The following is a 21,815-nucleotide window of genomic DNA, read 5'->3' as shown; positions in this document are numbered from 1 at the left end:
CGGGGGGTCGGCGCACCAAGATGGGGGTGCGTGATGGAAACTGTCTGTCGGCCATGGACGTTGTAAGGATGTTCAGGTCGGACGGTGTGTGCATCGAGGGTTTGTCCTGCCCCACGGGCGGGTCTGTTTCGGTCAAGGGGAATCGCCCGTGAAGTTGTTTGCGAAGTTGTTCGGCAAGAGCGCACGCCAGAGTGGCGGCGGTTCCGCGCGCCACCGGGCCTCGGCTCCGGTGGAAGGCGATGAGCGGGGCCAGGAGGGGCGTCCCCTGTTCCGCGATCAGATGGGTGTTTCCGGCGGTGCCCCGGGTGGGCAGGGAGTTCCTCCCGGTGATCCCTCGGCGACCGGCCGTATAGGTCTCGGGACGCCGATGTCGGGTGCGGGGGAAGGGGCTGCCTTGGTCTGTACGAGGTGTGGTCACCGGAACGGCGAGAACAGCCGTTTCTGCTCCAACTGCGGTGCGCCGCTGCGGCCCGGTGCCGTCGCCGAGCGCGCGTCGGAGACCACGTCCACGATCTCCATCTCGGGTCTGGAGGCGTACGACTCCGAGACCACCGGCCAGACGGCCATCCCGTCGCTCTCCCCGGAGGCCCAGGCCGCCGTGGAGGCGCTGCCGCTGGGGTCGGCGCTGCTGGTCGTCCGGCGCGGTCCCAACTCGGGCAGCCGCTTCCTGCTGGACGGCGAGGTGACCACGGCGGGCCGGCACCCGCAGAGCGACATCTTCCTCGACGACGTGACCGTCTCGCGCCGGCACGTGGAGTTCCGGCGGGGCCACGACGGCGGCTTCAGCGTCACGGACGTCGGCAGCCTCAACGGCACGTACGTCAACCGGGAACAGATCGACTCCGCCGTGCTGTCGAACGGTGACGAGGTGCAGATCGGCAAGTACCGCCTGGTCTTCTTCGGCAGCCAGCGGGGCATCTGACCTACCAGGGGAAGGCCATGCTTCAGACACCGTCGGGCGGTGCCGGCTCCTCCGGCACCGCCGGTGCGGAGGGACGGCCGGTGAGCATCGGTACGGTGCTCAACCTGCTGCGCGAGGAATTCCCCGAGGTCACCATCTCCAAGATCCGGTTTCTGGAGGCGGAGGGCCTGGTCGAGCCGCAGCGGACGCCGTCCGGCTACCGCAAATTCAGTACGGCGGACGTGGAGCGGCTGGCCCAGGTGCTGCGGATGCAGCGCGATCACTATCTGCCGCTGAAGGTCATCCGCGAGTACCTGGACGCGCTGGCCCGCGGCGAGCGGATCCAGCTGCCCGCCCCCGGCCAGCCCCGCGACGCTCTCGACCTCGGTGAGCCGGGCGAGGACGTGGAGGCGGACTCCGGTCCCGAGCACGCCTCCGCGGGGCCCGGCGGCCGCACCGGCCGTGCCGAGCTGCTGGAGGCCACGGGAGTGACCGAGGGGGAGCTCACGGAGTGGGAGTCGTACGGCCTGGTCACCCCCCACCCGGACGGCGGATTCGCCGCCGATTCCGTCGCCGTCGCCCGGCTCGTCGCTGACCTGGGACGTTTCGGGCTGGAGCCGCGGCACCTACGGGCCATGAAGGCGGCCGCCGACCGCGAGGCCGGCCTGGTCGAACAGGTGGTCGCACCGCTGCGCAGGCACCGTAACCCGCAGACCAGGGCCCACGCGGAGGCCACCGCGCGCGAGCTGGCCGGACTGTCCGTACGGCTGCACGCCGCCCTGGTGCGCTCCGCGCTCCAATTGCGCGGACAGTGACCGAAGGCGCCCCGACTACCCAAACCGGCCGAGCACGTCCTAGGGTTGCTGTGTGAACGAGCTCGATGTCGTGGGTGTCCGGGTGGAAATGCCCTCCAACCAGCCGATCGTGCTCCTGCGTGAAGTGGGAGGCGACCGCTACCTCCCCATTTGGATCGGACCGGGGGAGGCGACAGCCATCGCCTTCGCACAGCAGGGGATGGCTCCGGCCCGGCCGCTGACCCACGACCTGTTCAAGGACGTGCTGGAGGCGGTGGGGCAGCAGCTCGCCGAGGTCCGCATCACGGACCTGCGCGAAGGCGTGTTCTACGCGGAGCTGGTCTTCGCCAGCGGGGTGGAGGTCAGTGCGCGGCCGTCCGACGCCATAGCGCTGGCCCTGCGCACCGGTACGCCGATCTACGGCAGTGACGGGGTGCTGGACGACGCGGGCATCGCGATCCCGGACGAGCAGGAGGACGAGGTGGAGAAGTTCCGCGAGTTCCTCGACCAGATCTCGCCGGAGGACTTCGGTACCAACAGCCAGTGAGGCGGCCGATGAGGCGTCCATGAGGCGCCTATGAGGTGGAGGCCCCGGCCTTGACAGGCCGCGGCAGCGCATTCGAGTAGCCTTTCCCCTCGCGGAGACACGTAAAACCACTCTCAGGGTGATTATCACTCGGCGTGCCGAGTGTGGCGATCGTTGACGCACCCCGAGCGACTGCCTACCGTCGAGAAGGCAGGTCAAGGACGGAGGTCGGCGTGAGAAGCACGGGCGACGGTACAGCGGTCGGCAGTCCGTATCCGCTGCATGGGGGAACGGTCGAACCGGTGGCCCGCCCCCATGGCCTGAACGGCATGGGCGGCGTGGGAGGCACTCCGGTCCCCGCCGCGGCGGCGGTCACTTCGCAGCGAGGGTCCCGTCCCGGCGGCCCCGTGGACGCGGACGCCGGGGCCGGAGGGGCCGGTGCGGCCGGTCCGGACACCATCGGTTACCGCGGGCCCACCGCCTGCGCGGCGGCCGGCATCACCTACCGGCAGCTCGACTACTGGGCGCGCACGGGGCTCGTGGAGCCCAGCGTGCGGCCCGCGTACGGGTCGGGCAGCCAGCGGCTCTACAGCTTCCGGGACGTCGTCGTCCTCAAGATCGTCAAGCGGCTGCTGGACACCGGGGTCTCCCTCCAGAACATCCGCACGGCCGTCCAGCACCTGCGCTCGCGCGGCATGGCCGACCTCGCGCAGATGACGCTGATGAGCGACGGCGCGACGGTCTACGAGTGCGCGTCGCCCGACGAGGTCGTGGGCCTCCTCCAGGGCGGACAGGGTGTCTTCGGGATCGCCGTCGGCGTGGTGTGGCGGGACGTCGAGAGCGCGCTCGCCCAGCTCCACGGCGAGCGGGTGGACACCGGGGAGACGCTCATCGGGCACAACCCGGCGGACGAGCTGGCCCGGCGCCGCAACCGGGCGGGCTGAGGACACTCGCTCCCCGGGCCTCCGGCCCCCGGGCGGCGCGGGAGACCGTGACGTCGCACGTCAGCGCGATTGTCAGTGCCATGCGGGACCATCTGTCGTGTGAGAGGTTCACCGACGATCCTGCATCTGGACATGGACGCCTTCTACGCCTCGGTGGAGCAGGCGGCCAAGCCCAGCCTGCGCGGGAAGCCCGTCGTCGTGGGGGGCATCGGGCCCCGGGGCGTGGTGGCCACCGCGTCGTACGAGGCACGGGTCTTCGGCGTGCACTCGGCGATGGCGACGGCCCAGGCCCGTCGCCTCTGCCCCAACGCGGCCTACCTCCACCCCCGCTTCACCCTGTACCGGCAGGTGAGCGATGTCGTCATGGAACTGCTCGGCCGGCTGTCGCCGCTGGTCGAGCCGCTGAGCCTCGACGAGGCGTTCGTGGACCTGGAGGCGGGCGGCGTGGAGCCGACGTCGGCGGCCGTGCGGGCCGTGGGCGAGCGGCTGCGCAGGGACATCCTGGCGGCGACCGGGGTGAGCGGGTCGGTGGGGCTCGCCGGCTCCAAGATGCTCGCCAAGATCGCCTCCGAGCAGGCCAAGCCGGACGGCCTCGTCGTCATCGAGCCCGGCACGGAGCTGGAACTGCTGGGGCCCATGCCGGTGCGGACGATCCCGGGCGTAGGCCCCGCCACGGCCGAGACCCTGCGCCGCGCGGGCATCCACACCGTGGCCGAGACCGCCGAGGCGGGTGAGGCGGAGCTGGTGCGGCTGCTGGGCAAGGCGCACGGCGCCGGGCTCCACGCGCTGGCCACCGGCCGGGACGACCGCCCCGTCGTGGCCGAGCGGGACGCGAAGTCCGTCTCGGTGGAGGACACCTTCGCCGAGGACCTGACCGACCGGACGCGGGTGCAGCTGGAGCTGGCCCGCCTCGCCGACCGCTGTGTCCAGCGGCTCAGGGCCGCCGGACGGTCGGGCCGCACGGTCGTGATCAAAGTGCGGCGGTACGACTTCTCCACCCTGACCCGCTCCGAGACCCTCCGGGGCCCGACCGACGACCCCGCGGTCGTCCGCGAGGCCGCCGCACGCCTCCTGGAGGCCGTCGACACCACGGAGGGCGTGCGGCTGCTGGGCGTCGGCGTCAGCGGGCTCGCCGACTACACGCAGGAGGACCTCTTCGCCCAGGCCCGGGCCGCCGAGGCGGAACGGGGGACGGCCGAGGGGGAGCAGCCGGTGCCGGAATCCGCCGCGGCGGACGACCGCCCGGCGGAGGACGACGCCTCCCGGCCGCGGCAGTGGCTGCCGGGGCTGGACGTGGTGCACAGCGCGTTCGGCCGGGGCTGGGTGCAGGGCAGTGGTCTCGGCCGGGTCACCGTGCGGTTCGAGGAGCCCTGGTCGGCGGCTCCGGGACGGGTGAAGACGTTCCCTGTCGACGATCCCGCCCTGGAGCCCGCGGAGCCCGTGCCGCTGCTACGGGCGTCGGAGGCGCCGGGGGTGTCGGGGGTGTCGGGGGAGGAACCCTTGATACGTCCTTCGGAGGGGCCGCACACGGGTCCCGGCGACGGGTCCGGCGTTGGGACCGAGGGATCGGCGGCGTAGGCCCGTCGGGCCGGTACCGCCCCCCACCGGGCCGCACTCCCGGCCGCGGCTACGGCCCGGGCTCCGGACCGGTGTCGTGCCCCCGTTCCGGGGCGCCCCTCGGTTCCGCGGGAGGAGCGGTCTCCTGCCCCGTCCCCGAGCCGTTGTCGCCGGCCGGGCCGGGCAGCGTCAGGCGGTAGTGGTGGTAGAGCTGGAGCTCCTGCTCGGGGGAGAGGTGACGGCCGACGCCCAGGTCCGGGGCGGCCTTGATGAGTGCCCGGTCGTAGGGGATGCGCAACGCCTCGCCGACGACCTCGCTCGGCTCCAGCGGGACGAACGCGTCGCGGCCGAACAGCCCCGTGCGGACGGCCGCCCACTCGGGCTCGCCGGTGGCGTCGTCGAGGTAGACCTCGTCCACGGTGCCGATCTTCGAGCCGTCACGGTCGTAGGCCTTGCGGCCGATCAGGCTCCGGGGGTCGATATCGGACTGCATATTTCCTCCCTGGAGTCACTTCTGTCCCCTGGTTTCCCCGGGAAGCATCTCGTAAAGCCCAGGAAAACCCTCGAAGGCCATAAAAAGCCGCAACTTTCAGCAAATGTGATGCAAAGGCGCGGCAGTGGAGGGACGCCGGAGGAAGGCCGCGTTCGGGAGATCCGCCGTCGGCATCGCCGCTGGTAGGCTGGCGATTGGCTGTGGACCCCGCGCGGGAGAGTCCTCCAGGGCCCTGCAGAGGCATTGACCTCGAAGGGGCCGACGGGGGCGCCGAAGGAGCAAATCCTCCCCGGAATCTCTCAGGCACACGTACCGCGCGGACGAGGTCACTCTGGAAAGCAGGGCGGGCAACCGGTCCGGGCACCACGCCGAGCCCCTCCTCACCGACGGTGAAAGCCGGGTCGCGCACAGGACCCGGTGAAGCTCTCAGGTTGAGATGACAGAGGGGGAGGCCGTCCGGGTACCCGCGCCGTGGTACCCCTCGCAGGTCGCAATGACCAGGAGGCCCCCGCAGATGACTGCCCACCGCATCGCCCTCTCCGACCTGGAGCGCGGCACTCCGTTCGCCGGCCGCCACATAGGCCCCGACGGCGAGGCCCAGGCCAAGATGCTCGCCCAGGTCGGCTTCGGCTCGCTCGACGAACTCACCGCCGCCGCCGTGCCGGACGTGATCAAGAGCGCCGAGGCGCTCCGGCTGCCCGCACCCCGCGGCGAGGCCGAGGTGATCGCCGAGCTGCGCACCCTCGCGGACCGCAACCAGGTGCTCGTTCCCATGATCGGGCTCGGCTACCACGGCACCTTCACCCCGCCCGTCATCCTGCGCAACGTCATGGAGAACCCCGCCTGGTACACGGCGTACACGCCCTACCAGCCGGAGATCTCGCAGGGCCGCCTGGAGGCGCTGCTCAACTTCCAGACGGTCGTCGCCGACCTCACCGGGCTGCCCACCTCCGGCGCGTCCCTCCTCGACGAGGGCACGGCGGCCGCCGAGGCCATGGCGCTCTCCCGGCGGGTGGGCAAGGTCAAGGACGGGGTGTTCCTCGTCGACGCCGACGCCCTGCCGCAGACCGTGGCCGTCATCGAGACCCGCGCCGAGCCCACCGGGGTCGAGGTCGTCGTCGCCGACCTCTCGGCCGGCATCCCGGACGAGATCGCCGAGCGCGGCGTCTTCGGCGTCCTGCTCCAGTACCCCGGCGCCTCCGGTGCCGTCCGCGACCCGCGCCCGGTCATCGAGCGGGCCCACGAGCTCGGCGCCGTCGTCACCGTGGCCGCCGACCTCCTCGCGCTGACCCTGCTCACCCCGCCCGGTGAGCTCGGCGCCGACATCGCCGTCGGCACCAGCCAGCGGTTCGGCGTCCCGATGGGCTTCGGCGGCCCGCACGCCGGCTATATGGCCGTCCGCGAGCAGTACGCCCGCAGCCTCCCCGGCCGCCTCGTCGGCGTCTCCGTCGACGCGGACGGCGACAAGGCGTACCGGCTGGCCCTGCAGACCCGCGAGCAGCACATCCGCCGCGAGAAGGCCACCAGCAACATCTGCACCGCGCAGGTGCTGCTCGCCGTGATGGCCGGCATGTACGCCGTCTACCACGGCCCCGACGGCCTCACAGCCATCGCCCGCCGCGCCCACCGCTACGCCACGCTGCTCGCCGAAGGCCTCCGGGCCGGTGGTGTCGAGGTCGTGCACGGCGCGCACTTCGACACCGTGACCGCGCGCGTGCCCGGGCGGGCCGACGAGGTCGTCGCCGCCGCCCTGGAGCGGGGTGTCAACCTCCGCCGGACGGACGCCGACACGGTCGGCATCGCCTGCGACGAGACCACCACGCGCGAGCACCTGACCGCCGTCTGGGCCGCGTTCGGCGTGACCGCCGACATCGAGGCGCTGGACGCCGCCACCGCCGACGCGCTCCCCGAGGAGCTGCTGCGGAGCTCCGACTTCCTCGCCCACCCGGTCTTCCACCAGCACCGCTCCGAGACCGCGATGCTGCGCTACCTGCGCCGCCTCGCCGACCGGGACTACGCGCTGGACCGCGGGATGATCCCGCTCGGCTCCTGCACGATGAAGCTCAACGCGACGACCGAGATGGAGCCGGTCACCTGGCCCGAGTTCGGCGCGCTGCACCCGTTCGCCCCGGCGGACCAGGCCGAGGGCTATCTGACGCTCATCCACGAGCTGGAGGAGCGGCTGGCCGAGGTCACCGGCTACGACAAGGTCTCCCTCCAGCCGAACGCCGGTTCGCAGGGCGAGCTGGCCGGGCTGCTGGCCGTCCGCGCGTACCACCGCGCCAACGGGGACGAGCAGCGGACGGTCTGCCTCATCCCGTCGTCCGCGCACGGCACCAACGCGGCCAGCGCCGTGATGGCCGGCATGCGCGTCGTCGTGGTGAAGACGGGCGAGGACGGCGAGGTCGACGCCGGCGACCTGCGCGGCAAGATCGAGAAGCACCGCGACGAGCTGGCCGTGCTCATGGTCACCTACCCGTCCACGCACGGAGTGTTCGAGGAGCACATCAGCGAGATCTGCGCCCTCGTGCACGAGGCGGGCGGTCAGGTGTACGTGGACGGCGCCAACCTCAACGCCCTGGTGGGGGTGGCCAAGCCGGGCGAGTTCGGGGGCGACGTCTCGCACCTGAACCTGCACAAGACCTTCTGCATCCCGCACGGCGGCGGCGGTCCGGGCGTCGGCCCGGTCGGCGTCCGCGCCCACCTCGCGCCGTACCTGCCCAACCACCCGCTCCAGCCCGCCGCCGGCCCGGAGACCGGCGTCGGGCCCATCTCGGCGGCGCCGTGGGGCTCGGCGGGCATCCTGCCGATCTCCTGGGCGTACGTCCGGCTGATGGGCGCCGAGGGCCTCAAGCGCGCCACCCAGGTCGCGGTGCTGAGCGCCAACTACATCGCCAAGCGCCTGGAGCCGCACTACCCCGTGCTCTACACCGGCCCCAACGGCCTCGTCGCCCACGAGTGCATCGTGGACCTCCGGCCGCTCACCAAGGCGACCGGAGTCAGCGTCGACGACGTCGCCAAGCGTCTGATCGACTACGGCTTCCACGCGCCGACGATGTCGTTCCCGGTGGCCGGCACGCTGATGATCGAGCCCACCGAGAGCGAGGACCTCGCCGAGCTGGACCGTTTCTGCGAGGCCATGATCGCGATCCGCGCGGAGATCGAGAAGGTCGGCTCGGGGGAGTGGGACAAGGCCGACAACCCGCTGGGCAACGCCCCGCACACCGCCGCGTCCGTAGCCGGAGGGTGGGAGCACCCGTACAGCCGGGAGGAGGCGGTCTTCCCGGGCGGCGTCTCCCCGGCCGACAAGTACTGGCCGCCGGTGCGGCGGGTCGACGGCGCGTTCGGTGACCGCAATCTCGTCTGCTCCTGCCCGCCGCTGGAGGAGTACGACGGCTAGCCCGGGGCGGGAATCCCGTACGCGGGGAGGGCCGGCTCGGCGGGTGCGCCGGGCCGGCCCTTTCATGTCGTCGTGCGGTGTTCGTATGTAGCTGTGTTGCTGGTGGTTCTCGGTGCGGCCGTCAGGCCGCTGTCACCACATGCTCCGTTCCGAGCGGCCGGTGCGGGGCGATGATCTGCCCGTCCGGCAGCAGTTCGCCGGTGTCCTCGAAGCACAGGACGCCGTTGCACAGCAGGCTCCAGCCCTGCTGGGGGAAGTGCGCCACGAGGTGGGCGGCTTCCCGGTCGGCTGAATCGGCTGACGGGCACGCGGGCTGGTGCTGGCACATGGGAGGGTTCTTTCGCTGGGATGTCTCTGCTGCTGTTGCCGTGCTGCGGCTCGATGCGGTGGTCATGCCGCCCCCCGTGACGATGTGGTCTGTCGTTCCCAGTGTTGCCCTACGGGCGTGATTCCGCAGGGATTTCATGGCAGCGGTCCTCTGGAGAAGAGGACGCGTCACCCATGCGGACGGTTGCTGTCAACAAGTCTGCCCCTTCGGTCGATTCGGGTCGACCTCGGCGGAGTGGGCCGTGTGGGTGACACGGGTGTGGACAGCGCGCGGCGCCCCGCGGCCGGGCCGCGGGGCGCCGTCGGGACGCGTCACGCGCTCTTCTGCAGCACGGGTGCCGTGGTCAGCCGGAGGGTGAGGACCGGCAGCAGGTCGGCGAAGCGGTGCGGCCGGTGCGCGGCGATGCCGGGCGGGGCGGGGGCGAGCGGCACCAGCAGGTCGCCGGGGGCGGGGAGACCGGACGACGCCTCGGCCGCGATGTCGCCGTGCAGCCAGAGGGTGAGCATGTAGAGCCCGGGGACGGTCAGCAGCCGCGGCTGGTACGGCGTCGTCAGCGACTCCGCCTGGCGCAGCGCGAGTTCGGTCGAGACGACGTACGGACCTTCGAAGAAGTGGGAGAACGCCCAGCCGTCGGGGGTCAGCCGGGACTCGCCGGCCGCGATGGCGTGCTCATCCTCCTTGATCAGGAAGCGCCATCCGGTGAGCCGGGTGCGCGGTGCGCCGCCGGTCGGCGAGATCTGCTCCAGCACATGGACGGGGAGCGGGAGTTCGCAGCTGAGCGCTCCCTGGGCGGCCTTGAGGGAGGGGGTGCGGGTCTCGCGGACCGCGGTGGGGGAGCCGAGGGCGGTGCGGACGCTGCGGAGGGCAGGCGCGGGGGCAGGGGGGACATGCAGCGGCATGATGGGTCGCCTCTCACTTCGGAGACACGGTGGTGCTGGGCAGGTGACGACGCTGTCGGTGTGCGGGGTCAGAGGGGAGCCGGGACCGACTGCCGGGGCGCCTACTCTCTGCCTCGCTCCGAGTTTATACGACACATGTTCACATGGTGTTTCGGCTAGCTGTCGCCGGTATTTCCGGCAAGGGGAAATCAGGGCCGCCTGCGGGGTGGATTTCGGCGATTTCGTTCCCGGTCGCGCACACCTGACCTCGGTTTCTTTCCCGGGAACGGTAGGCCGAAACTCGTCGGTGTTTATCACCAGCGCAATGCACCATGCCATGAGCTGCCGTCATGCCAACGGAATGTGCCGGAGTGCGCTTGGCTGCCAGCCTACCGGTTATACGGTGACGGGGCGATGCGTTTCGATCGCCCTGTCTGGGCATCATCGACCGTGACGGGAGCAGGCCGGCGCCGCGGGCGACCCGCTTGAGGAGGACGCGTCCATGGGTGAGAAGGTCGCGGCCGTGGAGTTCGACCTGGCCGACCGGCAGCGCCACCGCGACAAGCTCCGGCAGTGCCTGGAAGGGCTGGGGAGGTTACTGGAGGAGAAGCGATTCGACCGGCCCCGCAACCTTATGGGGCTGGAGATCGAGTTGAATCTGGCGGGCCCGGACGGCATGCCGAGCATGATGAATGCCAAGGTGCTGGAGCGTATCGCGAGCCATGATTTCCAGACCGAACTCGGTCAATTCAACCTGGAAGTGAACATTGTCCCGCACCGCTTGTCGGGACGCGTTCTCGACCAGCTCGCCGAAGAGTTGCGCACCGGGCTCTCCTATGCGGACCGCAAGGCCCGGGAAGTCGGGTCCCGAATAGTGATGATCGGCATTCTGCCGACCCTGGGGCAGGCCGACCTCGTCCCCGCGAACTTCTCCGCCGCCGACCGGTACGCGCTGCTCAACGAGCAGGTGATGGCGGCCCGCGGCGAGGACGTCAGCATCCACATCGAGGGCGTCGAACGGCTGACCTGCACCGCGCGCTCCATCTGCCCGGAGGCCGCCTGCACTTCGGTGCAGCTGCACCTCCAGGTCACCCCGGGACGGTTCGCCGCCGTCTGGAACGCCGCCCAGGCGGTGGCCGCCGCGCAGATCGCGGTGGGCGCCAACTCCCCGTTCCTCTTCGGCCGGGAGCTGTGGCGCGAGTCCCGGCCGCCGCTGTTCGTCCAGTCCACCGACACCCGTCCGCCCGAACTCCAGGCGCAGGGTGTGCGGCCGCGCACGTGGTTCGGCGAGCGGTGGATCGGTTCGGCGTACGAGCTCTTCGAGGAGAACCTGCGGTACTTCCCGCCGTTGCTGCCCATCAGCGGGGACGAGGACCCGCTGCGGGTGCTGGCCGAGGGCGGGGTCCCGCGGCTGGACGAACTGACGTTGCACAACGGCACGGTCTACCGCTGGAACCGGCCCGTGTACGGGATCGCCGACGGCGTCCCGCACCTACGGGTGGAGAACCGCGTCCTGCCCGCCGGCCCCACCGTCACCGATGTGCTGGCCAACACCGCGTTCTACTACGGACTCGTCCGGGCCCTCGCGGAGGAGCCCCGCCCGGTGTGGACGCGACTGCCGTTCGCCGCGGCGGCGGACAACTTCGACGCCGCCTGCCGGCACGGCATCGACGCCGTCCTGCGCTGGCCGAAGGGGCGCAACGGCGGTGTGGCCGAGGTGCCCGCCGTCCGGCTGGTCCGCGAGGAACTGCTGCCGCTGGCCGCCGCCGGCCTCGACGCCTGGGGAGTGGAGCCGGCCGACCGCGACCGCTACCTCGGGGTCATCGAGGGCCGCTGCCGCTGGCGGGCCAACGGGGCGTCCTGGCAGACCGCCACCTACCACGCGGCACGGGAGCGGGGCATGGACCGGCACGCCGCGCTGGCCGCCACCACCCGCCGCTACTGCGAGCTCATGGCGACCGGGGAGCCGGTGCACACCTGGCCGGTGGGCATCGTCGGCTGACCGTCCGCGCTCCCGAGGCCGTCTCCTCGCGCCGCACCCCCGCTGTCGCACCTGCGCCCGGTCGTCGGGCAAGCTGTGACGACCGCGGTGACATCGGACGGCAGGGACGGTCCCCGCGCCGTCCGCGTGCGGTGCGGGCGGGGACGCGGAGGGCGCAGGCAGGAGTGGACCAGGAGTGAACAGAGCGACGCGGCAGAACACGCGCGACGCCGGGGAGCCCCGGCCCGTCGCCCCGGCGGCGGTACCGGCCGCCGGCCCCGCGCCGTCACGGCGGACGCTGGGCACCGAGACCGTGCTGGTGCTCGCCCTCTCCCTGGGGGCGAGCGGGGTCTCGGCGCTGATCAGCTTTATCGGCGCGCTGACCAGGCCGGGCGGGCTCAAGGACCAGGCCGCCCGGCTCAACACCTCCCACGCCCCCGGCCGGCCCTGGCTCGACCTGTCCTGGCAGGTCTTCGGCATCGCGACCGCGCTGGTCCCCGTCCTCCTCGTCGCCCATCTGCTGCTGCGCGAGGGCGCCGGCCTGCGGTCCATCGGCTTCGACCGCGACCGCCCCGGGTCCGACCTGGCGCGCGGCACCGCCGTCGCGGCGGTCGTGGGCGGCACCGGCCTGCTCTTCTACCTGGGGGCACGGGCCGCGGGATCCAACCTGACGGTGGTGCCGGAGTCGCTGCCGGACGTGTGGTGGAAGTTCCCGGTGCTGATCGCCTCCGCCGTGCAGAACGCGGTGCTGGAGGAGGTCGTGGTCGTCGGCTACCTGCTGCGCAGGCTGGGGCAGACGGGCTGGACGCCGATGGCGGCCCTGGCCGCGAGCGCGGTGCTGCGCGGCTCGTACCACCTGTACCAGGGCATCGGCGGGTTCCTCGGGAACATGGCGATGGGCGTGCTCTTCGTCCTGCTGTACCGGCGGTGGGGGCGGGTCGGGCCGCTGGTGGCCGCCCACGCGCTGATCGACATCGTGGCGTTCGTGGGGTACGCGCTGCTCGCGGGGAAGGTGGGGTGGCTGCCCACGGCGTGATGCCCCATGGGGTGACGCTGTCACGGCGGCCCCCGGGCCCCGGGCGGAGCGTGGGTGGCGGTCATGTCAACGCGTGGAGCGCGGCCACGATCTCGGACGGTTCGGCCCGCACGGTGTAGTCGGTTGTCACGAATGCCCACCGGATGACGCCGGTCCGGTCGATGACGTAGGTGGCGGGCAGCGGCAGGGTGCGGACGTTGCCGCTGTTGACGCGTTGCAGGTCGAACCCGAACCGGTCGTAGAGGTCGCCCAGTTCGTCCGACAGGTCGAAGGCGATGCCGAACCGCTCGGCCACCTCGGAGCCGCCGTCGCTCAGGACCTCGAAGGCGAGCTGTTCCTTCTCGATGAGGGAGAGTGACTCGTCGGGAATCTGTGGCGAGACGGCCACCAGTCGTGCGCCACGGGCAGTGATCGCGTCCTGGTGCTGCTGCAGCGCGCGGAGTGCGAGGTTGCAGTACGGGCACCACGCGCCGCGGTAGAAGGTCAGCACCACGGGCCCGTCCGCCAGCAGGCTGTCCAGTGCGACGTCCTTCCCGGTGGCCGAGGGGAGCGTGAACCGGGGAGCCTGCGCGCCCACGCCGACGGCGCTGCCTGCCATACGGGTCGCGGCGAGCTCCCGTGCGGCACGGTCCATGATCTCAAGTGCGTCGGAGGGAAGCTTGCGGTGCTTGTTCTCGTGCAGGTCCTGTAGCTCGTCACGAAGGCTCATGTCCGCGGTCATCTCTCTCCGAGAGGTTCCCGGAACGTTTGTTCCAGGATGGATCGGTGACAAGAATGACCATGCGATCGCGTATGCGTCAAGGGGTATCCTGGAACGGTCAGTCCAGCGGCCGGGAGCGGTAACACATGCCCGACATCAAGCACTTCGACCCCGACAGCGCGCTCGAACGTGCCGAGCGGCTCTTCTGGCAGCACGGTGCCGCCAAGGCGTCGATCCAGGAGGTCACCGTCGCGACGGGCCTCAGCCGCTCCAGCCTCTACGCCACGTTCGGCGGCAAGCGGGAGCTCTACCTGGCCGCCTTGCGGCGCTACGTCCGCCACCGCGCGTGGCCCGCGCAGAGGCGGCTTGCGGAGGACGGCCGTGGACTGCCGGCGATACAGGAGTTCTTCAGCGCACTGATAGCGGCGCGCTGTTCGGGCGAGCACGCGGGCTGGGGCTGCATGCTCGTCAACGCTCACGCCGACGCCGACTGCGACGATCCCGAGATCCGCGACCTGCTGGACGCGCACCACCGGCAGCTGCGGGATGCCATGCACACCGCCCTCGAAACCGCCCGCGAGCGGGGGCAGCTGCCCCCGGGGCTCTCTGTCGCGGCCACCGCCGAGGCCCTTGTGCTGCTCGCCTACGGGGTGAACGTCCGCTCCCGCACCGGGGTTGACGCCGACTCGCTGCTCGGCACGGTCACCGCCACTCTCGGGCTGTTCGGAGTCGCATCGGCCCTCCGGACGAGCAGCTAGACGAGCAGCTCGCCGTCGATCACGGTCACCGCGGAGCCCGTCAGCAGGGTGCGGTCGCCGCGCAGCGCGGTGCGGACCAGGCCCTGCCGGGTGCCGCCCTGAAGTCCCGTCAGCTCCGTGCGGCCGAGGCGCGCGGACCAGAAGGGGGCCAGGGCGGTGTGCGCGCTGCCGGTCACCGGGTCCTCGTCGATGCCGGCGTTCGGGAAGAAGCCGCGGGAGACGAAGTCGTAGCCGCCCGCGGGGTCCTCGGCCGCCGCGGTGGCGATGACTCCCCGGCTGGAGCGTTCGGCGAGGAGGCGCAGGTCGGGGGCGAGGGTGCGGACGGTGCGCTCGTCGGCCAGTTCGACGACCAGGTCGCCGATGTGGTGGCTCGTGTCGTGCACGCTGACGGGGGTCGCGCCGAGCGCTTCGGCCAGTCCGTCGGGTGCGTCGACGGGGGTGAGCGGCGAGGTCGGGAAGTCCAGCGTCAGGGAGCCGTCCTCGTGCACTGTCGTGATCAGCAGGCCGCACCGGGCGGCGAAGCGCACGGTGCCCTTTGCCGTCCCCGTGGTGTGCAGGACGTGCGCCGTGGCGAGCGTGGCGTGCCCGCACATCCCCACCTCGGTGGTCGGGGTGAACCAGCGCAACTCCCACTCCGCCTCCGCCGGGCCGTCCAGCGGGCGGGCGAACGCCGTTTCGGAGAGGTTGACCTCGGCGGCCACGGCCTGGAGCCGTTCGTCGTCGGGGAAGGGGCCGTCGAAGAGCATGACGCCGGCCGGGTTGCCGGCGAAGGGGCGGTCGGTGAACGCGTCGACGATTCGGATTCGCATGGCAAGGACGGTAGAGGGCGCGGGCGGGGACGGGACATGGCCAATCTTTGGGATGTGGCCTGCTTTCTTCGGGAGGTGGCCTCCGTGCCCGGCCGGATCGGTGGAGTGTTACCGGGCCGCGGGTCCGGGGAGACGGCGATCCGGGTCAGGAGCCGGGCCGCGGTCCGGTACCGGCGTTCTGCCCGCCTGTGGGGGCGGTCTTCCGAGGCCCGTCGCCCATCGGGCCCGCGGGAGCGCTGCCGGCCCCACCGCTTCGTGGCCCGTGGAGTGGTCGCGCGGTACGCGGGGGCCTCTACTCCGCCGCGGCACGCTGTTTGACGCGCCGTTCGACGAGCCCTTTGAGCAGTCCCACCGCGGCGCCGAGCGACATCAGGACAGCCGCCGTGAGCGGGATCCACTGCGTGCCGTCGCCCCGGCGCCAGCCGGTGATCAGACCCGCCCACAGGAGGGCGGCGGCGGGCAGCGTCATCCAGCGCGACGCGCTGTCGGTCCGGGCGGCCGCGCCTTCCCTGCCGTACGCCCGCAGCAGTTCGCCGGCCGCGTAGGGCAGCAGTACCGGCAGGAGGGCCGCGACGGTCAGGTCCAGGCCGTCGCCCCGGCGCCAGTCGACGACGACGCTCACGGCCATGACGGCCATCGCCGCGGCGAAGCCCCAGGACACAACCTTCCTCATGTGGTGATCATACGTAGGGGGCCGGCCGACCCTGAGGCCCCGTCCGCCCGTCTCCTCCTCAAGGAGGAGCACGCGGGCGTCCGCACCCAACCGGGGGCGGACGCCCGAATGCTTCCCCTCGGGGATGCTTTTGACGGCCCGGTGCTGATGAGGTGGGAGGGTGCAAAGCCGTACACCTGACATCAGCGGGGCGGGCGAGGAGCCGCTGAGCACGGAAGTGGCCGCGACGGTCGCCGGTGCTCGCAGACGCGCCCTGCGCGACTGTGACCGGCAGATCGACACCGCACACCTGCTGCACAGCCTCCTGGAAGCGGATCCGGAGACCCGTGGCGCACTGCCCGGCGGCGCCCCTCAGGTCGCCCGGCTGCTCGGCTACCTCGTCCAGCGCAGCATCGGCTACGGCCTGCGCTGGCGCGGTTCCGTGGAGGACTCCCAGGCCCTGCCGCTGCTGCCGGAAGGCGGGGTTCCCGGCTGGTCGCCCGCGGCCGCGACCGCCATGAGCGAGGCGTACGCGCGGGCCGCCGAGCGCGGCGCCGGTCCGGTCGAAGGGCTCGACCTGCTGGCCGCCCTGGTCCTCGACCCCCACTGCCGGGCCGTGGAGGTGCTGGAGCGCGCCGGGGTCGACGTACCGCCGCTGCGCGCGCTGCCGGCCGGTGGTGCACGGCACGGTCCGGCGGGCGTCCGGAGGGCCATGAGCAAAATGGATGACGGTCCTGTCGGCGCCTGACATGATGCGTCGATGCAGACGCGTCGACTGTCCGGGGGAAGGAGTGCGGGACTGGGTCTGGCCCTGGTCTCCGCGCTGGCGTTCGGTGGTTCGGGTGTGGCGGCGAAGCCGCTGATCGAGGCGGGTCTCGACCCGCTCCACGTGGTGTGGCTGCGGGTCGCCGGCGCGGCCCTGGTGCTGCTGCCCGTGGCCTGGCGGCACCGCGCCCTGGTGACGCGCCGCCCCGCGCTGCTCGCCGGCTTCGGCCTGCTGGCCGTCGCGGGCGTGCAGGCCTGCTACTTCGCGGCCATCTCCCGGATCCCGGTGGGCGTCGCCCTGCTCATCGAGTACCTGGCCCCCGCGCTGGTGCTGGGCTGGGTGCGGTTCGTCCAGCGGCGGCCGGTGAGCCGGGGTGCCGCGGTCGGGGTGGCCTTGGCGGCGGGCGGGCTCGCCTGTGTGGTCGAGGTGTGGTCCGGGCTGGGCTTCGACGGGGTGGGGCTGCTGCTCGCCCTCGGCGCGGCCTGCTGCCAGGTCGGCTACTTCGTCCTCTCGGACCGGGGCGGCGACGGCGTTGACCCCGTCGACCCCATGGGCGTCATCGCCTACGGGCTCCTCGTCGGCGCCCTCCTGCTCACCGCCGTGGCCCGGCCCTGGGACATGGACTGGCACGTGCTCGCCGGGCGCGCGCCGATGAACGGCGTGGACGTGCCGGCCGCCGTCCTGCTGGGGTGGCTGGTGCTGGTCGCCACCGTGGCCGCCTACCTCACCGGGGTGGTGTCCGTGCGCCGGCTGTCCCCGCAGGTGGCCGGAGTCGTGGCCTGTCTGGAGGCGGTCGTCGCCACCGTGCTCGCCTGGGTGCTGCTCGGCGAACACCTCTCCGCGCCGCAGACCGCCGGCGGCGTCGTGGTGCTCCTCGGTGCGTTCATCGCCCAGCGCTCCGCCCCGGCGGAGAACCGGGTGCACGCGGGGTCCGACGGGGTGCCCGCCGAGCGGGGGTTGTCCGAGGAGTCGGCGCGGGCATAGCATCCGATCATGCCCAGGACTGCTGTTCTTCCGCCTCCCGCCGCCTAGCGCGGGCGGCTGCCTCTTCACGGATTCCCCGGATTCCTCCCGGCGGATTCCCCGGGTTCCACGGAATCTTCCGGAACATCGCATCCGGCGTGCCACGACGCGCGCCCGGGCGACCGGCGCTGCCCGCAGAGAAGACCACGCGATCACTTCACGTCTTCTGCGGGAGAACAGTCATGTCCAACTCCGCTCTTTCCTCCTGCTCCGCGCAGGATCTGCCCGTCGGTTCCCCGGCGGCCACCACTGCCCCCGGACTCACCGCCGGACGCGGGCTCCTCTACGTCACCTTCACCGCCCTCACCTGGGGGACCACCGGGGCGACCGCGACCCTGGCCATGGACAGCAGCGGCCTCGGCTCCGTCGCCCTCACCTTCTGGCGCGGCGCCGGCGGGTTCGCGCTGCTGCTGGCCGTACGGTTCCTGGTGCCCGGCTACCGGAGGGCCGCGCGCACACGGCGGCCCGTCGGGTCCAGGAGCCGCCGGGCGGCGGCCGTGCTCGTCAACGGGATCGGCCTCACCGTGTTCAACACCGCCTTCTTCGCGGCGGTGGAGTCGACGGGGACGGCGGTCGGCACCGTCGTCACCCTGGGCGCCGCGCCCGTGCTGGCGGCACTCGGCGGCCGGCTGCTGATGGGCGAACGGCTCGGCGGGGGCGGCCGGCTGGCCGTCGTGGGAGCCGTCGCGGGACTGGCCGTCCTCGTACTGGGCGGCGGCTCTGCGACCGTCCGTCCGGCCGGGGTGGCGTTCGCGCTGCTGTCGGCGGCCGGGTACGCCCTGTTCACCGTCCACGCCCGGTACCTCGGCCGGGTCGGGCGGGCGACGGACCCGTTCACCACGACCCTGACCTCGTTCGGCGTCTGCACGGTGGCCCTGCTGCCGCTCGCCGCCGCCGGAGGGGTACTGCCGACCGCCCACGGCCTGGGCCGCACCCTGCTGCTGATGGGCTACCTGGTGACCGTGCCGACGGCCCTGGCCTACGCGCTGTTCTTCACCGGGCTGACGGCGGTGCGGGCCACCACGGCCACCGTGATCACGCTGCTGGAACCGGTCACCGCCGCGGTCATCGCCGTGACGGTGCTGGGCGAGCGGCTGACGGCCGCGACCGTCCTGGGCACGGTGGTGCTGATGACCGCGGTGGCGGGACTGGCCCTCGTGGAGACCCGCGGCGCGACGGCTCCCGCGGGCGAGCCGGTCAGCGCGGGGTGAGGTAGTCCGGGAGCGGGGTGCCGGGGGCGAGGTCGTCCGCGGGGACCGGGGTGCCGCGCACCGTGGTCACGGGGACGACGCCGCTCCAGTGCGGCAGGGCGATGTCCTCCGGGTCATCGCCGGGGCCGCCCGTGCGGACCTTGGCGGACACCTCGGTGAGGTCGACGCGGAGGACGGCGGTGGCGGCCAGCTCCTTGGGGGTGGCCGGCCGGGAGTCGGCGGCGCGGCCGGGCACGACCTGGTTCACCAGGGCGTTCAGGGCGGTGGTCAGCTCGTCCGGGTCGGTCACCGGGCGGGCCGTGCCGTGGACCACGACGGAGCGGTAGTTGAGGGAGTGGTGGAAGGCGGAACGGGCCAGGACGAGGCCGTCGACGTGGGTGACCGTGAGGCAGACGGGTATGCCCTGGTCCGTCTCCCCGGCGGCGCGCAGCGGGGCCGAGCCGGTCGAGCCGTGGACGTAGAGCCGTTCGCCGACGCGTCCGTAGAGCGTGGGCAGGACGACGGGGGCGCCGTCGCGGACGAAGCCGAGGTGGCACAGGTGGCCTTCGTCGAGGATGGCGTGGACCAGATCACGGTCGTACGAGGCGCGGTCGCGGTACCGGGTGGGGGTGGTGCGGGCGGTCCGCTCGTACGTCCCGCCCTGTGACAGCTGGTTCGCGGTGGACATTGCGGGCTCCATTGCACTAGTGCATAATGTTGTTTGTGCTAGGAGAATATCGGATCACGGGTCGTCGTGCCGCGGAGATTTCCGAGAGTGTGGAGCGCGCTGTCGGAGCGGGCCGCCTGCCTCCGGGGGAACTGCTGCCTCCCCTGAGGGAGTTGGCGGTCAACCTGGGGGTCAACCCCAATACGGTCGCGGCCGCCTACCGGATCCTGCGCGACCGGGGCGTGATCGAGACGGCCGGGCGGCGCGGCAGCCGGGTGCGTCCCCGGCCGGCCAGTGCGCCGCGCGAGCTCATCGGGGTGGAGGTGCCGGAGGGGGTGTGCGACGTGGCGACGGGCAACCCCGACCCCGCGCTGTTGCCCCCGCTCGGCGAGGCGCTCGCGGCGGCGGCCGGGCGGGCGGCCCGGGCGCCGGTGCTCTACGGCGAACCCCCGGTCGACACCGAGCTGGAGCGGATGGCGCGCGCCGCCTTCAGCGCGGACGGCGTGCCGGACGGGCCGATGGCGGTCACCTCCGGCGCCCTCGACGGCATGGAGCGGGTGCTGACGGCCCATCTGCGCCCGGGCGACGCCGTCGCGGTCGAGGATCCGGGCTGGGGCAGCCTCCTCGATCTCGTCCCGGCGCTCGGCCTGCGGGCCGTCCCCGTCGCGGTGGACGACGACGGTCCGGTGCCCGAGGCGGCCGCGCGGGCGCTGGAGGAGGGGGCCCGGGCCATGGTGGTCACCAGTCGCGCGCAGAACCCCACCGGCGCGGTGATCGGTGCGGACCGCGCCCGCGAGCTGCGGGCCGTCCTCGCCGGGCACCCCGGGGTGCTGCTCGTCGAGGACGACCACGGGCACGGCATCGTCGACGGCCCCCCGCATCCGCTCGGCGGGACCACCGAGCACTGGGCGTTCGTCCGCTCCGTCGCCAAGGCGTACGGGCCCGACCTGCGGCTCGCCGTGCTCACCGGCGACCCCGTGACCGTCGACCGGGTGCGCGGCCGCCAGCGGCTGGGGCCGGGGTGGGTGAGCCATGTGCTGCAGGACGCCGTGCTGCACCTCTGGCGGACCGGGGCCGTGGACCCGGCGGTGACGGCCGCCTCGTACGGCCGCCGTCGCGACGCGCTCGTCCGCGCGCTGCGGGAGCGGGGGCTGGCGGCGCGCGGACGCAGCGGAATGAACGTCTGGCTCCCGGTGCCGGACGAGACGGGCGTCGTGGCCAGGCTGCTCCGGGCCGGGTACGCGGTGGCGCCCGGCGCGCGCTTCCGGCTCGCGTCGCCGCCCGGGGTGCGGCTGACGGTCTCGGCCCTGGGCATGGACGACGTGGAGCCGGTCGCGGACGCGCTGGCGTACGCGACCGGCCCGGCCCCGGCGGGACGTTACGGCTGAGCGGCCTCCCGCCGGTCCCCGGCCGGGGGCGCGGCCTTCCGGACGCCCCTGGCCTGGGTGAGCGCGGCCCCGGCCAGCACGACAAGTGCGCCGAGGGGCATGTTCCAGGTGAGCTTCTCGCCGAGCAGGGCGGCCCCCGCGGCCGTCGCCACGACGGGGATGAAATAGGTGATGAGGGTCGCCGTGGTGGGGCCGACCTCGGCGACCAGCCCGTACTGGACGAGCATGGCGAGCCCGGTGCCGAGCGCCCCGAGCGCGACGATCGCCAGCACCGGCACCAGCCGGAAGGAGGACGGCAGCGGCGCGAACAGCGGGGCGACGACGGCGAGCTGCACGGTGCCGATCAGCAACTGGCCGGTGGTCAGGGACAGATGGGAGTCGCCGGTGCCGGAGAGCGTGCGCCGCACGTAGATCCAGCCGACGGCGTAACTGGCGGAGGCCGTCAGCGCCATGGCGGTGCCCCACGGATCCTGGCCCGAGAACCCGTTCCAGGCGCCGAGCACGACGAGCACCCCGATGAAGCCGACGGCCAGCCCCGCGAGCCGGCTCCGGGTCGGCCGGTCCTCGGAGAGCGCCACGAGGGAGAGCACCATGCCCCACAGGGGGGTCGTGGCGTTGCAGATACCCGCCAGGGAGGAGGGGATGGTGAGCTCGGAGTAGGCGAACAGCGTGAACGGCAGCGAGTTGAGCAGGACCGCCGCCACGGTCAGGTGGGCCCAGGTGCGCCCCGCCCGGGGCAGCCGCTGCCGTTTGACCGCCAGGGCCGCGGCGAGCACCGCCGTTCCGAAGAGCATGCGGCCCAGGGAGACGAAGAGCGGGGAGTACCCGTCGGTGCCCAGCCGGATGAACAGGAAGCTGAAGCCCCAGACGAGGGCCAGCGCGCCGAAGCGGACGCGCCAGTCGAGGCCGGAGGCCCGGTTCGGGGTGCTCGGCGTGCTCGCGGCGGCTGAGACGGAAGGGGCGGAAGGGGCGGAAGGGGCGGTGGAGGGGTCGGCGGAGGAACGCGGGGTGATGGTGCTCATGG

Annotated in this window: 21 protein-coding genes and 1 riboswitch; of the genes, 13 read left to right on the top strand and 8 right to left on the bottom strand. The window is 72.7% G+C overall.

All coding sequences use genetic code 11. The features are described 5' to 3' along the window. Window positions 1–88 precede the first annotated feature (88 nt). From HN013_RS34085 to HN013_RS04195, 5 genes are all read left to right on the top strand, one after another. On the top strand, window positions 89–922 hold the full coding sequence (locus tag HN013_RS34085; RefSeq protein WP_398978320.1) for an FHA domain-containing protein: 834 nt from the start codon (window positions 89–91) through the stop codon (window positions 920–922). Between the two features lie 17 nt (window positions 923–939). Continuing rightward, a complete protein-coding gene (locus tag HN013_RS04210; protein WP_171163083.1) occupies window positions 940–1,716 on the top strand; it encodes a MerR family transcriptional regulator in 777 nt (258 codons plus the stop codon). A gap of 52 nt (window positions 1,717–1,768) precedes the next feature. Then, entirely contained in the window at window positions 1,769–2,242 is a 474-nt protein-coding gene (locus HN013_RS04205) for a bifunctional nuclease family protein (RefSeq protein ID WP_004947186.1), read from the top strand. 212 nt (window positions 2,243–2,454) lie between these two features. After that, on the top strand, window positions 2,455–3,165 hold the full coding sequence (locus HN013_RS04200; RefSeq protein ID WP_171163081.1) for a MerR family transcriptional regulator: 711 nt from the start codon (window positions 2,455–2,457) through the stop codon (window positions 3,163–3,165). A gap of 99 nt (window positions 3,166–3,264) precedes the next feature. After that, window positions 3,265–4,743, top strand: coding sequence for a DNA polymerase IV (locus tag HN013_RS04195; protein WP_171163079.1), 1,479 nt, complete (start codon window positions 3,265–3,267; stop codon window positions 4,741–4,743). Between the two features lie 49 nt (window positions 4,744–4,792). Here HN013_RS04195 and HN013_RS04190 read toward each other — a convergent pair whose 3' ends face one another. Beyond that, window positions 4,793–5,215, bottom strand: a complete 423-nt coding sequence (locus HN013_RS04190) for a PRC-barrel domain-containing protein (protein ID WP_171163078.1) — start codon at window positions 5,213–5,215, stop codon at window positions 4,793–4,795. Window positions 5,216–5,417: 202 nt separating this feature from the next. Beyond that, a riboswitch (glycine riboswitch) is annotated at window positions 5,418–5,540 on the top strand. Window positions 5,541–5,729: 189 nt separating this feature from the next. On the opposite strand from HN013_RS04190, the gene gcvP reads away from it, so the two are divergent. Next, on the top strand, window positions 5,730–8,615 hold the full coding sequence (gene gcvP, locus HN013_RS04185) for an aminomethyl-transferring glycine dehydrogenase (protein WP_171163076.1): 2,886 nt from the start codon (window positions 5,730–5,732) through the stop codon (window positions 8,613–8,615). 121 nt (window positions 8,616–8,736) lie between these two features. Here the strand turns inward: gcvP and HN013_RS04180 are convergent, their stop codons facing one another. Together HN013_RS04180 and HN013_RS04175 are read right to left on the bottom strand one after the other, a co-directional pair. Beyond that, a complete protein-coding gene (locus HN013_RS04180) occupies window positions 8,737–8,943 on the bottom strand; it encodes a DUF5999 family protein (protein WP_171163074.1) in 207 nt (68 codons plus the stop codon). Window positions 8,944–9,254: 311 nt separating this feature from the next. After that, a complete protein-coding gene (locus HN013_RS04175; protein ID WP_171163072.1) occupies window positions 9,255–9,842 on the bottom strand; it encodes a hypothetical protein in 588 nt (195 codons plus the stop codon). Between the two features lie 481 nt (window positions 9,843–10,323). Between HN013_RS04175 and HN013_RS04170 the strand changes: the two genes are divergently transcribed. Both HN013_RS04170 and HN013_RS04165 read left to right on the top strand, forming a co-directional pair. Beyond that, on the top strand, window positions 10,324–11,823 hold the full coding sequence (locus tag HN013_RS04170; RefSeq protein WP_171163070.1) for a glutamate--cysteine ligase: 1,500 nt from the start codon (window positions 10,324–10,326) through the stop codon (window positions 11,821–11,823). A gap of 277 nt (window positions 11,824–12,100) precedes the next feature. After that, window positions 12,101–12,838 carry a CPBP family intramembrane glutamic endopeptidase gene (locus HN013_RS04165; RefSeq protein WP_171163306.1) on the top strand — a complete coding sequence of 246 codons (738 nt, stop codon included), beginning with the start codon at window positions 12,101–12,103 and terminating at the stop codon, window positions 12,836–12,838. Between the two features lie 61 nt (window positions 12,839–12,899). Here HN013_RS04165 and HN013_RS04160 read toward each other — a convergent pair whose 3' ends face one another. Beyond that, window positions 12,900–13,547 (bottom strand): peroxiredoxin-like family protein, encoded by a 648-nt coding sequence (locus HN013_RS04160; RefSeq protein WP_171163068.1) that lies wholly within the window; start codon window positions 13,545–13,547, stop codon window positions 12,900–12,902. A 137-nt stretch (window positions 13,548–13,684) separates the two neighbouring features. On the opposite strand from HN013_RS04160, the gene HN013_RS04155 reads away from it, so the two are divergent. Next, the gene (locus tag HN013_RS04155; protein WP_171163066.1) at window positions 13,685–14,296 is read left to right on the top strand and encodes a TetR/AcrR family transcriptional regulator; all 612 of its coding nucleotides are present in this window, start codon (window positions 13,685–13,687) and stop codon (window positions 14,294–14,296) included. Here the strand turns inward: HN013_RS04155 and HN013_RS04150 are convergent. Together HN013_RS04150 and HN013_RS04145 are read right to left on the bottom strand one after the other, a co-directional pair. Further along, complete coding sequence (locus HN013_RS04150; protein ID WP_171163064.1) at window positions 14,293–15,105, bottom strand: PhzF family phenazine biosynthesis protein; 813 nt, start codon at window positions 15,103–15,105, stop codon at window positions 14,293–14,295. The two genes, HN013_RS04155 and HN013_RS04150, sit on opposite strands and share 4 nt — an antisense overlap. Before the next feature lie 292 nt (window positions 15,106–15,397). Next, window positions 15,398–15,778 (bottom strand): hypothetical protein, encoded by a 381-nt coding sequence (locus HN013_RS04145; RefSeq protein WP_171163062.1) that lies wholly within the window; start codon window positions 15,776–15,778, stop codon window positions 15,398–15,400. Between the two features lie 160 nt (window positions 15,779–15,938). On the opposite strand from HN013_RS04145, the gene HN013_RS04140 reads away from it, so the two are divergent. From HN013_RS04140 to HN013_RS04130, 3 genes are all read left to right on the top strand, one after another. Beyond that, window positions 15,939–16,505: a Clp protease N-terminal domain-containing protein gene (locus HN013_RS04140; RefSeq protein ID WP_312018495.1), complete on the top strand. Its 567-nt coding sequence runs from the start codon at window positions 15,939–15,941 to the stop codon at window positions 16,503–16,505. A 12-nt stretch (window positions 16,506–16,517) separates the two neighbouring features. Next, entirely contained in the window at window positions 16,518–17,507 is a 990-nt protein-coding gene (locus HN013_RS04135) for a DMT family transporter (RefSeq protein WP_171163060.1), read from the top strand. A gap of 221 nt (window positions 17,508–17,728) precedes the next feature. Beyond that, window positions 17,729–18,757 (top strand): EamA family transporter, encoded by a 1,029-nt coding sequence (locus tag HN013_RS04130; protein ID WP_171163058.1) that lies wholly within the window; start codon window positions 17,729–17,731, stop codon window positions 18,755–18,757. On the opposite strand, the gene HN013_RS04125 is transcribed toward HN013_RS04130, so the two are convergent. Further along, window positions 18,744–19,424, bottom strand: coding sequence for a pyridoxamine 5'-phosphate oxidase family protein (locus HN013_RS04125; RefSeq protein ID WP_171163056.1), 681 nt, complete (start codon window positions 19,422–19,424; stop codon window positions 18,744–18,746). The two genes, HN013_RS04130 and HN013_RS04125, sit on opposite strands and share 14 nt — an antisense overlap. A 35-nt stretch (window positions 19,425–19,459) precedes the next feature. On the opposite strand from HN013_RS04125, the gene HN013_RS04120 reads away from it, so the two are divergent. After that, window positions 19,460–20,791 carry an aminotransferase class I/II-fold pyridoxal phosphate-dependent enzyme gene (locus HN013_RS04120; RefSeq protein ID WP_312018494.1) on the top strand — a complete coding sequence of 444 codons (1,332 nt, stop codon included), beginning with the start codon at window positions 19,460–19,462 and terminating at the stop codon, window positions 20,789–20,791. Here HN013_RS04120 and HN013_RS04115 read toward each other — a convergent pair. Continuing rightward, window positions 20,782–21,813 (bottom strand): DMT family transporter, encoded by a 1,032-nt coding sequence (locus HN013_RS04115; RefSeq protein ID WP_171163052.1) that lies wholly within the window; start codon window positions 21,811–21,813, stop codon window positions 20,782–20,784. The two genes, HN013_RS04120 and HN013_RS04115, sit on opposite strands and share 10 nt — an antisense overlap. Window positions 21,814–21,815 lie beyond the last annotated feature (2 nt).

Source organism: Streptomyces sp. I05A-00742, assembly GCF_013055795.1.
Lineage (GTDB): Bacteria > Actinomycetota > Actinomycetes > Streptomycetales > Streptomycetaceae > Streptomyces.
The sequence above is the reverse complement of the archived record's forward strand: the minus strand, read 5'-3'. Positions and strand labels throughout refer to the sequence as shown.